Source organism: Sandarakinorhabdus limnophila DSM 17366 (genome assembly GCF_000420765.1).
Taxonomy (GTDB): domain Bacteria; phylum Pseudomonadota; class Alphaproteobacteria; order Sphingomonadales; family Sphingomonadaceae; genus Sandarakinorhabdus; species Sandarakinorhabdus limnophila.
This window is the reverse complement of the sequence record NZ_ATVO01000003.1, coordinates 337,232-351,784: the sequence shown is the minus strand read 5'-3', so window position 1 is coordinate 351,784 and position 14,553 is coordinate 337,232. Positions and strand designations below refer to the sequence as shown.

Annotated in this window: 14 protein-coding genes and 1 tRNA gene; 2 read left to right on the top strand and 13 right to left on the bottom strand. The window is 65.5% G+C overall.

The window, feature by feature from the left end; genetic code table 11:
* Window positions 1-2 precede the first annotated feature (2 nt).
* Window positions 3-1,724, top strand: a complete 1,722-nt coding sequence (locus G566_RS0101835; RefSeq protein WP_022678974.1) for a DUF885 domain-containing protein — start codon at window positions 3-5, stop codon at window positions 1,722-1,724.
* Window positions 1,725-1,728: 4 nt separating this feature from the next.
* Here G566_RS0101835 and queE read toward each other — a convergent pair whose 3' ends face one another.
* The 7 genes from queE to G566_RS15560 form a co-directional block, all read right to left on the bottom strand.
* Window positions 1,729-2,361, bottom strand: coding sequence for a 7-carboxy-7-deazaguanine synthase (gene queE, locus G566_RS0101830; protein WP_022678973.1), 633 nt, complete (start codon window positions 2,359-2,361; stop codon window positions 1,729-1,731).
* Complete coding sequence (gene queC, locus G566_RS0101825) at window positions 2,358-3,023, bottom strand: 7-cyano-7-deazaguanine synthase QueC (RefSeq protein ID WP_022678972.1); 666 nt, start codon at window positions 3,021-3,023, stop codon at window positions 2,358-2,360. Before queC ends, queE begins: the two co-directional genes overlap by 4 nt.
* On the bottom strand, window positions 3,020-3,910 hold the full coding sequence (gene hslO, locus G566_RS0101820; protein WP_022678971.1) for an Hsp33 family molecular chaperone HslO: 891 nt from the start codon (window positions 3,908-3,910) through the stop codon (window positions 3,020-3,022). Before hslO ends, queC begins: the two co-directional genes overlap by 4 nt.
* The gene (gene argF / locus G566_RS0101815) at window positions 3,910-4,836 is read right to left on the bottom strand and encodes an ornithine carbamoyltransferase (RefSeq protein WP_022678970.1); all 927 of its coding nucleotides are present in this window, start codon (window positions 4,834-4,836) and stop codon (window positions 3,910-3,912) included. The genes hslO and argF overlap by 1 nt, the downstream gene beginning before the upstream one ends.
* A gap of 78 nt (window positions 4,837-4,914) precedes the next feature.
* Complete coding sequence (locus G566_RS0101810; protein WP_022678969.1) at window positions 4,915-6,102, bottom strand: aspartate aminotransferase family protein; 1,188 nt, start codon at window positions 6,100-6,102, stop codon at window positions 4,915-4,917.
* A 120-nt stretch (window positions 6,103-6,222) separates the two neighbouring features.
* The gene (locus tag G566_RS0101805; protein ID WP_022678968.1) at window positions 6,223-6,696 is read right to left on the bottom strand and encodes a TonB-dependent receptor; all 474 of its coding nucleotides are present in this window, start codon (window positions 6,694-6,696) and stop codon (window positions 6,223-6,225) included.
* On the bottom strand, window positions 6,687-6,911 hold the full coding sequence (locus G566_RS15560) for a hypothetical protein (protein ID WP_022678967.1): 225 nt from the start codon (window positions 6,909-6,911) through the stop codon (window positions 6,687-6,689). Before G566_RS15560 ends, G566_RS0101805 begins: the two co-directional genes overlap by 10 nt.
* Between G566_RS15560 and G566_RS0101795 the strand changes: the two genes are divergently transcribed.
* Window positions 6,910-7,383, top strand: a complete 474-nt coding sequence (locus G566_RS0101795) for a YbaK/EbsC family protein (RefSeq protein WP_022678966.1) — start codon at window positions 6,910-6,912, stop codon at window positions 7,381-7,383. The two genes, G566_RS15560 and G566_RS0101795, sit on opposite strands and share 2 nt — an antisense overlap.
* On the opposite strand, the gene G566_RS13195 is transcribed toward G566_RS0101795, so the two are convergent.
* From G566_RS13195 to G566_RS0101765, 6 genes are all read right to left on the bottom strand, one after another.
* The gene (locus G566_RS13195; protein ID WP_022678965.1) at window positions 7,317-8,684 is read right to left on the bottom strand and encodes an ABC1 kinase family protein; all 1,368 of its coding nucleotides are present in this window, start codon (window positions 8,682-8,684) and stop codon (window positions 7,317-7,319) included. The genes G566_RS0101795 and G566_RS13195 overlap by 67 nt on opposite strands.
* A gap of 107 nt (window positions 8,685-8,791) precedes the next feature.
* Window positions 8,792-8,867 (bottom strand) — tRNA-Glu (locus tag G566_RS0101785).
* Between the two features lie 67 nt (window positions 8,868-8,934).
* On the bottom strand, window positions 8,935-10,701 hold the full coding sequence (recJ, locus tag G566_RS0101780) for a single-stranded-DNA-specific exonuclease RecJ (RefSeq protein WP_029131136.1): 1,767 nt from the start codon (window positions 10,699-10,701) through the stop codon (window positions 8,935-8,937).
* A 45-nt stretch (window positions 10,702-10,746) separates the two neighbouring features.
* On the bottom strand, window positions 10,747-11,742 hold the full coding sequence (glpX, locus tag G566_RS0101775) for a class II fructose-bisphosphatase (protein ID WP_022678963.1): 996 nt from the start codon (window positions 11,740-11,742) through the stop codon (window positions 10,747-10,749).
* Window positions 11,743-11,836: 94 nt separating this feature from the next.
* A complete protein-coding gene (locus G566_RS0101770; RefSeq protein WP_022678962.1) occupies window positions 11,837-13,129 on the bottom strand; it encodes a homoserine dehydrogenase in 1,293 nt (430 codons plus the stop codon).
* Window positions 13,130-13,132: 3 nt separating this feature from the next.
* The gene (locus G566_RS0101765) at window positions 13,133-14,344 is read right to left on the bottom strand and encodes an LL-diaminopimelate aminotransferase (protein WP_022678961.1); all 1,212 of its coding nucleotides are present in this window, start codon (window positions 14,342-14,344) and stop codon (window positions 13,133-13,135) included.
* Between the last annotated feature and the right edge of the window lie 209 nt (window positions 14,345-14,553).

Below are 14,553 nucleotides of genomic sequence, written 5' to 3'. Positions count from 1 at the left end.
ACATGATTCGCACGATCATCACCGCACTGCTTCTGGCAGGCGCTGCTCAGGCCCAGACGGCGGATCAACGGCTGAAGGCCGTTTATACTGCCGAATGGCAATGGCGCCTGGCGCAGACCGGCCAGGTGGAGGATGGTCTGGATACCAGGCCCGGCCCGCGTCTGCCCTGCGTGACTCCGGCCTGCCAGGCGGAACGCCAGCGCCAATGGCAGGGCGTGCTTGATCAAATCGCGGCCATTCCCGATGCCGAACTGTCCCCTGCGGAGCGCTTGAACAAGGCGGTGCTGGCCGAATCGCTGCGGGCCGAAGTGGTGGGCATCAAGTGGCGCAGCTATGAGATGCCGATCAACAGCGACGTGAATGTGTGGAACTATCTGCCGGCTCAGGTTCCGTTCCGTTCGGTGCCGGAGTATCGCAACTATATCAGCCGGATGCGTGACATTCCGCGCTGGTTTGATGAACATGCCGCTAACATGCGCTCGGGCATGAAGCGGGGCTTTACCCCGCCGGCCGTCACCATGAAGGGCCGTGACGCGACGCTGGCCAATCAGATCAAGCCGGGCAAGGATAGCCCGTTCTACGCGCCGTTCACGCTGATGCCGGCGTCGATTCCGGCGTTCGAGCAGGACCAGCTTCGCGCCGAAGCCCGCGAGGTGATCGAGACCATCGTCAATCCGGCACAAACGCGGATGCTGGCCTTCCTGCGCACCGAATATCTGCCCGGCGCCCGCGCCAGCACTGCCGCGCGCGATCTGCCCGATGGCGTTGCCTGGTATCGCGATCAGGTGAAGGAATTCACCACCACCGATCTGACGCCCGATGCCATCCACCAGATCGGCCTCAAGGAAGTGGCGCGCATCGATGCCGATCTGCGCGCCGCCATGGTTCAATCTGGTTTTAAAGGCGAATACAAGGATTTCCTGGTCTTTCTTCGCACCGATCCGCAATTCTATGCCCGCACGCCGGATGAGCTGCTGGGCTTCTCCTCCTATGTGATCAAGCGCATGGATGGGAAGTTGAAGGACATTTTCACCACGCTGCCGCGCCACCGCTTCACGCTCCGGCCCGTGGCGGATGCGATTGCGCCCACCTACACCTCTGGTCGCGGCGGGCTCGATGCCTGCTACATGAATACCTATGATCTGAAATCGCGGCCGCTGTTCATGCTCACCGCGCTCACCCTGCACGAATGTGTGCCCGGCCACAGCCACCAGGGCGCCATGGCGCTGGAGGCACCAGCCGCGCCGCCCTTCCGCCGTCAGACCTACTTCTCCGGCTATGGCGAGGGTTGGGGACTCTACACCGAGTATCTCGGCCGTGAGCTTGGCATGTATCGCAATCCCTATGAAGAATTCGGCCGCGCCAGCTTTGAAAACTGGCGCGCCAGCCGGCTCGTGGTCGATACCGGCCTGCACCTGATGGGCTGGAGCCGCGATCAGGCGATTGCCTATCTCGAAGAGCACACCGCGCTGGCCCGCCACGATATCGAGATCGAGGTGGATCGCTACATCAGCTGGCCGGGGCAGGCACTGGCTTACAAGCTGGGCGAGATGAGCATCCGTAAACTGCGCGTCGAAGCCGAGACGACGCTGGGCGCCGGCTTTGACCTGCGCCGTTTCCACGACACGCTGCTGGGCCTGGGATCGGTGCCGTTGCCGGTGATGGAAGCAGAGATGCGGGACTGGATGGCGCGGGAGAAGGCCAAGGTGACGGTGGCGCGCTGAGGCCTCAGGGCATCCCCGTCAGCTTATGGGTCTGCAGGCTCAGCCGCCATTTCGGGTGAGCGAGGCAGTAAGCGATGGCGGCCTGGATATTCTCGGCTTGGTTCGGCCCATCCATCGGCTGCAGGAAGAAATGCTGGAAATCGAGGGCCTCGAAACGCTCCGGCATCGCCTTGGGCTGCGGATAGACCAGTTTCAGCTCGTTCCCGGTCGTCAGCGCCAGCGGCGCATCGGCCTTGGGCGAAACGCAGATCCAGTCGATGCCGGGGGGCGGCACCTGCGTGCCGTTGGTCTCGATGGCAATTTCGAACCCGCGCGCATGGAGCGCCTCGACCAGTGGCGCATCGAGTTGCAATAGCGGCTCACCGCCGGTGCAGACAACGAGGCGGTGTTCGGCCGCCTCTCCCCAACAGGCAGCGACCGCAGCGGCCAGCGCCTCTGCATCGGCAAATTTGCCGCCACCCGGCCCATCGGTGCCGACGAAATCCGTGTCGCAGAAGGTGCAAACCGCCTTGGCGCGGTCCTGCTCGCGGCCCGCCCACAGGTTGCAGCCGGCAAAGCGCAGGAACACCGCCCGCCGCCCGGTCTGCGCACCTTCACCCTGCAGGGTGAGGAACAATTCCTTGACCGCGTAACTCATAGCGCCGGATCGGCGATGCCCGCCTCGGCAAAACCCTTGGCGCGCAGGCGGCAAGAATCGCACAGGCCGCACGGGGTGCCGGCCGGTGTCGGGTCATAACAAGACCAGGTTAGGTGCAGCGGCGCGTTCACCGCTTGCGCCGCCGCGATGATGCCAGCCTTGTCCAGCGTCATCAGCGGTGTGTGGACCTTGAAGCCTTCGCCCTCCACCCCGGCCTTGGTGGCGGTGTTGGCCATGGCTTCGAAGGCGGCGATGAATTCCGGGCGGCAATCGGGATAGCCACTGAAATCCAATGCGTTGACCCCAATGAACAGGTCGCGCGCGCCAGCCGCTTCCGCCCAGCCCAGCGCGACGGACAGGAAGATGGTGTTGCGCGCCGGCACATAGGTGACCGGAATGCCGGGTTCGACGCCGCCCTTGGGCACATCGATATCCGCCGTCAGCGCCGATCCGCCAAAGCCGGTGAGATCAAGCGGCAGCACGATATGGCGCTCCGCACCCAGGGCTTCAGCCACCCGCGCGGCATGTTCCAGCTCGATGCGGTGGCGCTGGTTGTAATCGATGGTCAGCGCCAGGATGCGCCAGCCTTGCGCATGGGCCATGGCGGCCACCGTGGTGGAATCCAGTCCGCCCGACAGCAGCACGACCGCAAGCCTGTTCATGCGGAGATCCCGAATACGCGGCTGCAGAACTGACAATCCACGGAAATCGCGCCGGTTTCATCGCGCATGCTGGCGCGTTCGGCTTCCGGGAAGCGCATCAGCACATCCTTGATATGCGCGGCGGAACAGCGGCAGCCCTTCACCGGCTTGGGGCCGGGCACCACGCGCACCTGTTCTTCGTGGAACAGCCGCCACAGCAGTTGCTCGGCAGACAATTCGGCGTCGGTCAATTCCTCGGCCGATGTGGTGGCGGCCAGCGCGGCGACATGTTCCCAATCCGGGTGCTGTTCACCGGCATCCAGCCGCTCGCCGCCGATTTCGGACCGCGCCAGGTGTTGCATCAACAGGCCGCCAGCCAGCCAGCCGGTCGCCGCGCTGCCGGCCACGCCAATGCGCATCAGCGTGGGCAATTGTTCGGATTGGCTGAACCAGCCTTCCAGTGCGCCGGCCAGGCTGTGGCCTTCCAGCGGCACGATGCCCTGCCAGCGTTCTTCCGAACTCACCTGGTCAATGGTGATCGCCAGATAGCCTTTGCCGAACAACTCGGGCAGCGACATGCCTTCTAAAACAGGTATTTGATCGTCATACTTCATGTAACCGCGCAGCTCGCCGGCGCGCCAGTCACAGGCCAGCAGATCGACCACACCGCCCTTGGCCGAAGCCTGCACCGTCACCTGGCCATCGTCCTGTCGCATGGTGGCGCCAACCAGTGCGGTCAGTGTCAGTGCTTCGGCCAGCAGCCGGATCAGGGGTTCGGGATAGGTGTGCGCGGCCAATATGGCGTTCAGCGTCGCATCCAACCGCACCACCATGCCGCGGGCGTTGCGGGCCGGCACCATGAAGCTGAGCGTGCGATCGGCAGTGGGAGCAAGCCCTTCAGCAAGCATCACAATTTGCCCAAACACCAAAGCAGGATAGATTTTTGCACGTGCAGGCGGTTTTCGGCCTCGTCCCACACCGCCGAAGCTGGGCCGTCCATCACGCTGTCGGTCACTTCGTCGTTGCGGTGGGCCGGGAGGCAGTGGAGGAACAGGGCGCCCGGCGCTGCCTTGGCCATCAGCGCATCGTTCACCTGGAAAGGCTTGCACGCCGCCATTTTTTCCTTGGTATCGGCCTGGCCCATCGACACCCAGGTATCGGTGACGACGACATCGGCCTCTTCCACCGCCGCTTCGGCACTGTGCACCAGATCGATGCAGCCGCCGCGCGCGCAGGCGGTGGCCATCACGCCCGAATCCGGCTCCAGCCCGTGTGGAACGCCCACTTTCAGATCGAACTTCAGCAGAGAGCTGGCTTCGATCAGGGAATTGGTCATGTTGTTGCCATCGCCGACATAGGCCCAGGTCGAACCTGTCACCGGGCGGCCAGCACGCTCTTCAAAGGTCATGATGTCGGCCAGTACCTGGCAGGGGTGCGAAAGATCGGTGAGGCCGTTGATCACCGGGATCGTGGCATGTTCGGCGAGTTGTTCCAGCTTTTCATGGTTGTTGGTGCGCAGCATCAGCGCATCGACCATCCGGCTCAGCACGCGGGCGGTATCGGCAACGGTCTCGCCGCGGCCCAGCTGCATCTCGCCAGCGCTCGACACGATCGTGGTTGCGCCCAGTTGGCGGGCCCCCATGTCGAAGGAAAAGCGGGTGCGCGTGCTGGGCTTTTCGAAGATCATGCCCAGCACATGGCCGGCCAGCGGCGCATCGGCATCCACCTGGCCCTTGGGCCAGCCGGCGCGCGCGGCCTTGCGGGCATGGGCATCATCCAGGATGGCCCGCAGGCCGGCAGGGGTTGCAGTGGCGAGATCAAGGAAATGCGGCATTTTTCAAATATCCTCCCCGCCCCGGCAAAGGGGAAGGGTGTTGCAACAGCAGGGGCACAAGGCCCCACGGCCAATGGGTCAGGCAGCGGCAGCCGGCTGATAGGAACGCGCAGCGGCCGACAGGCGCTCCACGCATTCGCGGATATGCTTTTCCTCGATGGTGAGCGGCGGCAGCAGGCGCACCACATTGTCCCCGGCGGCGACCATCAACAGGCCGTGGCTGCGGGCGTGGCTGACGAACGCGCGGCTGTCGCTCTTCAGCTTCAGGCCCACCATCAACCCCTTGCCGCGGACGCTTTCGAACAGATCATCATGATTGGGGATCATCTGTTCCAGCGCCTGGGTCAGACGCGCGCCCATTTCAGTCACCTGCGCCAGGAAGGCCGGCTCGGCAACGATGTCCAGCACGGCTTCGCAGGCCGCCATGGCGAGCGGATTGCCGCCATAGGTGCTGCCGTGGGTGCCGATCACCATGCCGGCGGCGGCCTTCTCGGTGGCGAGGCAGGCACCGACCGGAAAGCCGCCGCCAATGCCCTTGGCGATCGCCATGATGTCGGGCGTGATGCCATACAACTCATGGGCGAACAATTTGCCGGTGCGGGCGACGCCGCACTGCACTTCGTCCAGGATCAGCAGCAGGCCATGCTTGTCGGCCAGGGCGCGCAGGCCCGTCAGGAACTCCACGCTCGCCGGGCGGATGCCGCCTTCGCCCTGGATCGGCTCCACCATGAAGGCGCCAACACTGTCGTCGATGGCCGCTTCGGCAGCAGCGAGATCATCAAACGGCACCACCTTGAACCAGTCCGGTAGCGGCTCGAAACCCTTGCGCAGCTTTTCCTGATCGGTGGCGGAAATCGCCGCCATGGTGCGGCCATGAAAAGCGTTGGAGAAGGTGATCACCCGGTGCTTGTGCGGATTGCCGGCAGCATAATGATAGGACAGCGCGGTTTTGAGAGCGCATTCAAACGCTTCGGCGCCGCTGTTGGTGAAGAACACCGTATCAGCAAAGGTCAGCTCCACCAGGCGCTGGGCCAGATGCTCCTGCGCCGGCGCCTTGTAGAGGTTGGAGGTGTGCATCAGCGTGGCGGCCTGTTTCTGGATGGCCTGCACCAGGTGCGGGTGGCCATGGCCCAGGCAATTGACCGCGATACCGCTGGCCATGTCCAGCCATTCGCGCCCTTCGGCGTCATACAGATAACAGCCTTCACCTCGCACAGGCGCAACCTCGCACCGGCCATAAACGGGCATGAGCGGGGTGATCGTCATCGTGGTTCGTCCCTGTCGTTTGAAGACTGGCGGCCTCAGGATGCGGAAACCGGCAACGCACAAAGGCGGCCCAAACAAGCCGCCTTTACATTCGCGCTATAGCGACTTGGGCCAGCGCCCTCAACCCCCGACGATAAGGCCGATCCGGATGCTGCGGCCCGGCTGCGGCAGACCCAGTTGCGGCAGGATCACCGCGTTGGTGAGGTTGTCGATGGCCGCGGTCGCACTCACTTGTGCCTTGCCCAGCCGCAGTACCGGCACACGGGCGCGCAGGTTGATTTCGGTGGCGGGCGCCAGCCGGGCCAGCGAGCCATCGGGGGCCAGATCGCGGGCCGGGCCGATGCGGCGCAGTTCGGCGCGCAGATCGAAGGCTTCGCCCAGGCCTGATTTGGGCGCCCAGTCCAGCGCCAGCATTGCTTCGTGCGCCGGGCGTTGCAGCAGGGGCTGGCCGGCGCTGCTGGCATCAAGCGCGGTACCGGTGAGTTCCAGCGTGAGGCCATCGGCCAGCGGCACCTGCATCGCTGCATCAATACCGATGCTCGTGGCGGGCGCCTGGTTGAAGCGCTGACGCAGATTCACCCCATTCACGCGCACGATGCGTCGGCGGCGGTGGGCTCGGCAGCGGGCTGGGCTTGGGCCGGCAGATAGGCAGTGCCGGCCAGCAACAACGCGGCCAACGCACGGGATGCGATTCGCATGAGCTTCCCCTTGGGATAGAATGACGATGCAGCATCGCTGCCGCAGCGCTGGTGTATTGTCAAACCAATACTCTTGTGCTGCGCCGCAATTGCAGGCAATTCCAGCGTCATGGCTCATGATGACGTTCTGCGCTGGCTTGCTGCCCATGCTCCCGATGTGCCGGTGATCGTGCCGGGCGCGTCCACCGCTACGGTGGCCGAAGCTGCCGCAGCATTGGGCGTCGAGCCGGGGCGCATCGCGAAGACGCTGGCGATGCGGGTGAACGGCGAAGTGCTGCTGCTGGTGACGCGTGGCGATGCCAGGCTGGACAACAAGAAGGCGCGAGAGTCGCTCGGGGGCAAACCGCGCATGCTGGATGCGGAAGAGACGTTGGCCGTGACCGGCCATGCGGTCGGCGGCGTCTGCCCGTTCGGCCTTGCGACGAATGTGCCGGTCTGGGTCGATCTATCCTTGCAAGGCTTCCCGACGGTGTTTCCGGCCGCCGGATGCCGGGAATCCTCCGTGGAAATCGCGCCTCAGCGCATGGCCGCCCTGGTGGCACGGGGCTGGGTCGATGCCTGCGTGCTGCCACCGCCCGTATAGGGCCGCACCAGCGCCGCCACATCCACCCGCGCCTTCAGCCGCGCCGCCAGCAGATACATGCCGGCAATCTTGCGCTGGATGAACAGGATATCGGGCGGCGGCGCGGTGAAATGTTCGCGCTGGCCGATCAGGGTCTGCGATTGGTCCTTCAGATTGCCGGCCAGGCCGCCGGTGCCGAAATCGAACGGGCCGTCGAGCCTGAGCGGCGCAAACCCGTCGCGGGCCATGGCCACGATGGTTTCGCTCATCGCCGCCGGCGCATTGGGCGGCAGGATGCCGATGCCCGCCATCGCGTCCAACAGCGCAGCATCATCACCGGCCAGCCCGGAGGCCAGCAGCGCGCGATATCCGTCGCTGATCTGATCCGGCACCACCCGCGCCGCGCCGAAGTCGAGCAGCACCAACCGGCCCGAGTTCAGATCATAGCGATAATTGGCGAAGTTGGGATCGGTCTGCATCACCCGCCAGTCGAACAATTCGGCCATGAGGATGCGCAGCATCAGCGTCATCAGCCGGTCGCGTTCGGCCTGGGGCAGGGCGGCAGCTTTGTCGATGGCGACGCCTTTCACGTGGCTCATGGCCAATATGGTCGGGCGCGACAGGTCGGCGGCGAGCTCCGGCACCACCACCTCCGGCCAATCGGCGGCAAGCGCGCCATAGCGGGCCAGCATCTCGCCTTCGCGCGCGTAGTCCGCCTCTTCGTGCAACTGGCGCTTGGCTTCGTCCAGCAGCGGTTCCACCGCAAAACCCGCCGGCAGCAGGCCCGAAAGCTTTACCAGCGTCGCCACATTGTCGACATCGGCATCAATGCTGGCCGCGACGCCGGGATATTGCACCTTGATCGCCAGATCGCGCCCATCCAGTGCCACGGCGCGGTGGACCTGGCCGATCGAGGCCGCCGCAATCGGCGCCATGTCGAACCGCTGGAACTGCGCGCGCCAGTCCGGCCCCCAGCCGGCCACCAGCACCTGCTCCAGCTGCTTTTCCGGCATCGGATCGGCTTCGGAGCGCAAGCGAGCGAGAATGTCGGACAGTTCGCGCGGCAGCACCTCGCCGCCGTCCATCGAAATCAGCTGCCCCAGCTTCATCGCCGCGCCGCGCAGCCGCGCGAGTTCGTCGGCCAGGCGCTTGGCATTGGCGGGATTGAGCAGCAGGCTGGGCAGATCAGGCCGCTGCCCCTTCAGCACTTCCCGCGCGCCGCCGCCCAGCACATTGCCGGCGATGCCGCCGGCCAGCCGGCCAAAGCCCGCCAGACGCGACAGGCGGGAGGAAGGAACAGTGCGCGGGCGGGTGGGGAGCATGGCGCGTCAATGCCTTACAGCGTGCGTCAGCGCCACTGCGGGCGATTGCCACCCCCCGAAACGCAAAACGGCAGGCTGAAAGCCTGCCGCCAATGCTCGCTGCTGAATGGTGACCCCTACGGGACTCGAACCCGTGTTTTCGCCGTGAAAGGGCGACGTCCTAGACCGCTAGACGAAGGGGCCAGCAGCGAGAGGCCGCCTGTTATTGGCCTCGGGCCTTGGCGTCAACCGCTTAAATGAAAAAAGCGTCTCAATCGGCAAATGCGGCGTCGTCCAGCTCCAGTTCCACGGCGTTGCCGCCGGTCCAATCGTCACGCTTCACCCGGCCAGCGATATGCACCGGGCGGCCGCGCGCCCCTTGCAGGGCCGCGCCATATTCACTGTCGCCCTGGCGCCAGGCCATCGCCTTGATGCGGCCGCCATCGGCGCCGGCAAGCTGCAAGCGCAGGTGATTTTCGCCCACGATGCGGCTGTCGACAATCTGGAACGGCCCGGCAGCGATGCGCGGAGCGGGCCAGCCCTGGCCATAGGGGCCGCCGGTTTCAAGCACATCCACCAGGCCGGCGTTCAGCCCGCGCGGGGCGACAGCGGCGTCGATGGAGAGCGCGCGATCGGCCGTGGCCGCCGTCACCGCATCGGTCAGCCGCTCGTTCAGGAACGCATCCAGTGCGGCAATGCCGTCGGCGGCCACGGTCAGGCCGGCCGCCATGGCATGGCCGCCACCGGCCATCAGCAGGCCATGATCCTTCGCGGCCAGCACGGCGGCGCCCAGATCGACGCCGGTGATGCTGCGGCCCGAACCCTTGGCGATGCCATCCTCGCCAATCGCGATCACGATGGCCGGGCGGTTCATCTTTTCCTTCAGGCGGCTGGCGACGATTCCGATCACGCCGGGGTGCCAGCCGGCACCAGACACCAATGTGCAGCCTGGCGAAGGCATTGCACCCGCTAGCGCCGCTTCCGTCACTGCCTGTTCGATGGCGCGGCGATCCTGGTTCAACCGGTCAAGCTCGGCAGCGATCTGGGCCGCTTCGCCGGCATCGTGGGTGGTGAGCAGCCGCACGCCCAGATCTGCCTGGCCCACGCGCCCGCCGGCATTCACCCGCGGCCCCAGCGCAAAGCCGAGGTCGCGCGACACCGGCGCCCTGCTGAGGCGCGCCGCATCGCACAGCGCCGCAATGCCGATATTGGCCCGGCGGCCCATCACTTTCAGGCCCTGTGTGACGAACGCGCGATTGAGGCCCCTGAGCGACGCCACATCGGCCACGGTGCCAAGCGCGACCAGATCGATGAGCTCCATCAAGTTCGGCTCATCGCGGTTGGCAAACAGCCCGCGCGCCCTGAGCAGGCGATTGAGCGCCACACACAGCAAAAACGCCACGCCCACCGCTGCCAGATGGCCATGCGCGGCCGCCTCGGGCACCTCGTCGAGCCGGTTGGGGTTCACCAGCGCCAGCGCCGGGGGCAGGGCCGTGCCGGCCTTGTGGTGATCCACCACGATCACATCCAGGCCAGCCGCGTTTGCCGCTTCCAGCGCCTCGAAACCTTGCGTGCCGCAATCCACCGTGACCACCAGATCTGCGCCCGCCTGTTTCAGCGCCACCAGCGCCTCTGCCGAAGGGCCATAGCCCTCCAGCAGCCGGTCCGGGATATAGTGGCCGACCTTGCCGCCGATGCCGCGCAGATAACGGATCATGACGGCGGCCGATGTCGCCCCGTCCACGTCATAATCGCCATAGACGATGACATGTTCGCCCGCCTTCACCGCATCGGCGATGCGTTCGGCGGCGCGTTCCATATCGGCAAAGATCGCCGGATCGGGCAACCAGTCGCGCAAGGTGGGGGTGGCAAGCCGGGCGAAGTCCTCTGCATCAGCACCGCGGGCACGGAACAACTGGTGCAGCAACTCGTCGTCAGCGCGGCCGGTCAGCCCTTCGCCGGGCGCAATCCCGCCGCGCCACGCCCAGCGCTGGCCGGTGAGGGACTGGGAGATGCCGAAAACAGCTTTGGTGTCCATGCACGCATCCATGCGGCGCAGCATGGATTCAGGCAAGGGCCGGCCTTACGGGTGGCGATCGGCGCGATGTTCGCCGCTCACCCGGCGCACGGTGCCGGTGGATGCCCGCATCACCACGCTTTCGGTGGTGATGATGCCATCCTTGCGGCGCTTGACGCCTTTCAGCATCGAACCATCGGTCACGCCGGTGGCGGCAAAGATGCAATCGCCCTTGGCCATGTCGGTCAGGCCATAAATGCGATCCAGATCGGTGATGCCCCAGCGGCGGGCGCGGCCACGCTCATCATCGTTGCGGAACAACAGGCGGCCCTGCATCTGCCCGCCCACGCAGCGCAGCGCGGCCGCAGCCAGCACGCCTTCCGGCGCGCCGCCCGAACCCATGTACAGATCGATGCCGGTATCGGGGTTGGTGGTGGCAATCACGCCAGCCACGTCGCCATCGGGGATCAGCATGATGCCGCAGCCAATGCCGCGCAGTTCGGCAATCAGCGCTTCATGGCGCGGCCGGTCGAGCACGCAGATGATGATGTCGCTGGGCGGCACGCCCTTGGCGGCAGCCACGGCCTTCACATTTTCGGTTGGGCTTTTGGCCAGATCGATGACGCCGTCGGGATAGCCGGGGCCAACGGCGATCTTGTCCATGTACACGTCCGGCGCGTTGAGCAGCCCGCCTTCTTCGGCAATCGCCAGCACGGCCAGCGCGTTGGGGCCGGCCTTGGCGGTGATGGTGGTGCCTTCCAGTGGATCCAGCGCGATATCGATGCGCGGGCCGGTGCCGATGGCCTTGCCCACCTTTTCGCCGATGAACAGCATCGGCGCTTCGTCGCGCTCGCCTTCACCGATCACCACGGTGCCATCGAAATCCAGCATGTTGAGCGCGCCGCGCATGGCTTCCACGGCGGCAGCATCGGCGGCCTTTTCGTCGCCGCGGCCGATCATCTTGGATGCGCCAATGGCGGCATATTCGGTGACACGCACCATTTCGAGAACGAGCACGCGATCAAGCGCCGTCGAAGGCTGTACTGGGCTTGAAGCCGTCATTTGTTTTTTCCCACAGTCGAATCAAACGTGCTTCGCTTTACGCCCCGACGGGGCAGGGCGGAAGGCGTCAAAAATCGAGCCCGACGCGGAAGCGTCAGAAATCAAGGATGTGCATCATCACCGGCTGCCCGCTCACCGCTGGCGAGGCCGCCATGCGGGCCAGACTGTCCAGCACATCGGCTTCGCGGGCTTCATGCGTGACCATCACCACCATGGCATCGCCGTCGCTGGAGGTGCCGCGCTGCAGCAGGCTTTCGATGGAAACACCGCTGTCGCGCAGGGCCGCTGTCAGCTCCGCCAGCACGCCGGCGCGATCCGCCACGGACAGGCGCAGATAATAACGCCCGCGCCGGTCTGCTGCGGGCGCGCGGGGCAGGGCAGCCAGATCAGCCACCGGCATCACGAGCGGCGGCCGCACATCACCGCGGGCGATATCGACCAGATCAGCCACCACGGCGCTGGCGGTTGGCCCTTCGCCGGCACCGCGGCCCTGGAAGAACAACCGGCCCACGAAATCGCCTTCCACCACCACGGCGTTCAGGCTGCCCATGGTGGTGGCAATCGGGTGATCGATCGGCACCAGCGCCGGATGGACGCGCTGGAACAATTCGCCATTCTCGGCTTCGGCAAGGCCGACCAGCTTGATGCGGAAGCCCAGTGCGGCGGCCTGCGCGATATCGGCGGCGGCGACATTGCGGATGCCATGGCAGGCCACGCCGGCAAAATCGATGCGCGCGCCAAAGGCCAGCGCGGCGAGGATCGAAAGTTTGTGCGCGGTATCGATGCCGTCGATATCAAAGCTGGGATCAGCCTCGGCAAAACCCAGCGCCTGCGCGTCGGCCAGCACGTCGCCAAAGCCCAGCCCTTCGGCTTCCATGCGCGACAGGATATAATTGCAGGTGCCGTTCATTAGGCCATAAACGCGGGTGATGCGGTTGGCGGCCGCGCCTTCGGCCAGGCCCTTGATCACCGGGATGCCGCCGGCCACGGCGGCTTCATAATTCAATGGCAGGCCGGCTTTCTCGGCCGCTTCGGCCAGTTCCAGGCCGTGATGGGCCAGCATCGCCTTGTTGGCCGTCACCAGCGGCTTGCCTGCGCCCAGCGTGCGCCGCGCCAGCGTGAGTGCCGGGCCGTCGCTGCCGCCGATCAATTCCACCACCACATCGACATCGTCGCGGGTGGCCAGTTCGGCCGCATCATCCACCCAGGCGATGCCGTCGAGCGACACGCCGCGATCCCGGCTGCGATCGCGCGCCGAAACGGCGGTGACCACGATCGGCCGCCCAGCGCGCTTCGCCACCAGCTCAGCGTTGGCGGTGAGGATCTTCACCAACCCAGCGCCCACATTGCCCAGGCCTGCAATCCCGATCCGCAACGGCGTCACCATGGTTCAGGATCCCGCGTTGGCGGAAGGCGTGTTGACGCCCATCGATTGCAGATATTTCCGGATATTGCGCGCGGCCTGGCGCAGGCGCTGTTCATTTTCCACCAGTGCGATGCGCACGAAACCTTCGCCATCCTCGCCATAACCCACACCCGGCGCCACGGCGACGCCGGCTTCGGTGAGCAATTGCTTGGAGAATTCCAGGCTGCCCAGATGCGCCAGTGCCGGCGGCAGCGGTGCCCAGGCAAACATGCTGGCGCGCGGCGGCGGGATATCCCACCCGGCGCGGCCAAAGGCTTCCACCATCACGTCGCGGCGGCGGTGATACAGCTCGCGGTTCTGCTGCACGATATCCTGCGGGCCATTCAGCGCCGCCACGGCCGCCGCCTGGATTGGCGTGAAGGCGCCATAATCCAGGTAAGACTTCACCCGGGTCAGCGCCGAAATCAGCGTCTTGTTGCCCACCGCAAAGCCGATGCGCCAGCCAGCCATTGAATAGGTCTTGCTCATCGAGGTAAACTCGATCGCCACGTCCTTGGCACCCGGCACCTGCAGGATGGACGGGGTGGGTTGGCCGTCGAAATAGATTTCCGAATAGGCCAGATCGGAAAGCACCCAGATATTATGCTTCTTCGCAAACGCCACGACGCGCTCATAAAAGGCCAGATCGGCGACCTCGGCAGTCGGGTTGCTCGGGTAACCCATCACCAGCACGCTCGGCCGCGGCACAGTGAACCGCACCGCCCTTTCCAGCGCCTCGAAATATTTCTCATCCGGCGTTGTCGGCACGCTGCGGATGGTCGCGCCGGCAATGATGAAGCCGAACGTGTGGATCGGATAAGACGGGTTGGGCGCCAGCACCACGTCACCGGGCGCGGTGATCGCCTGCGCCAGATTGGCCAGGCCCTCCTTGGAACCCAGCGTGACAACCACCTCGGTTTCGGGATCAACATCCACGCCGAACCGCCGCTCATAATAGGCGCTCTGCGCGCGGCGCAGCCCGGCGATGCCCTTGGATGCGCTATATCCATGCGCATCGGGCTTGGCGGCCACTTCGGCCAGCTTGGCGATCACGTGCGGCGGCGGCGGCAGATCGGGATTGCCCATGCCCAGATCGATGATGTCGTCACCCCGGGCCCGCGCTGCGGCCCGCATGGCGTTCACTTCCGCGATCACATAGGGCGGCAAACGTTTGATGCGGTAGAAATCGTCCTGCATGGCTGCGTCCTTAGGCAACAGGTGGACAAAAGAAAAGCGGCGGAGGAACCATTTTGTTCCGCCGCCGCCGGTTGGAGAGTTCGAATGTTGCGAAACTCTCAGCTCGGCGGCGCTCCTGCGGCCACAGTTGCAGCTGCGGCGGCTGCTGATGCAGCGCCGGCAATTGCCGCAATGATGGTGGCACGATTGGTCACAGGTGGAACGCCCTT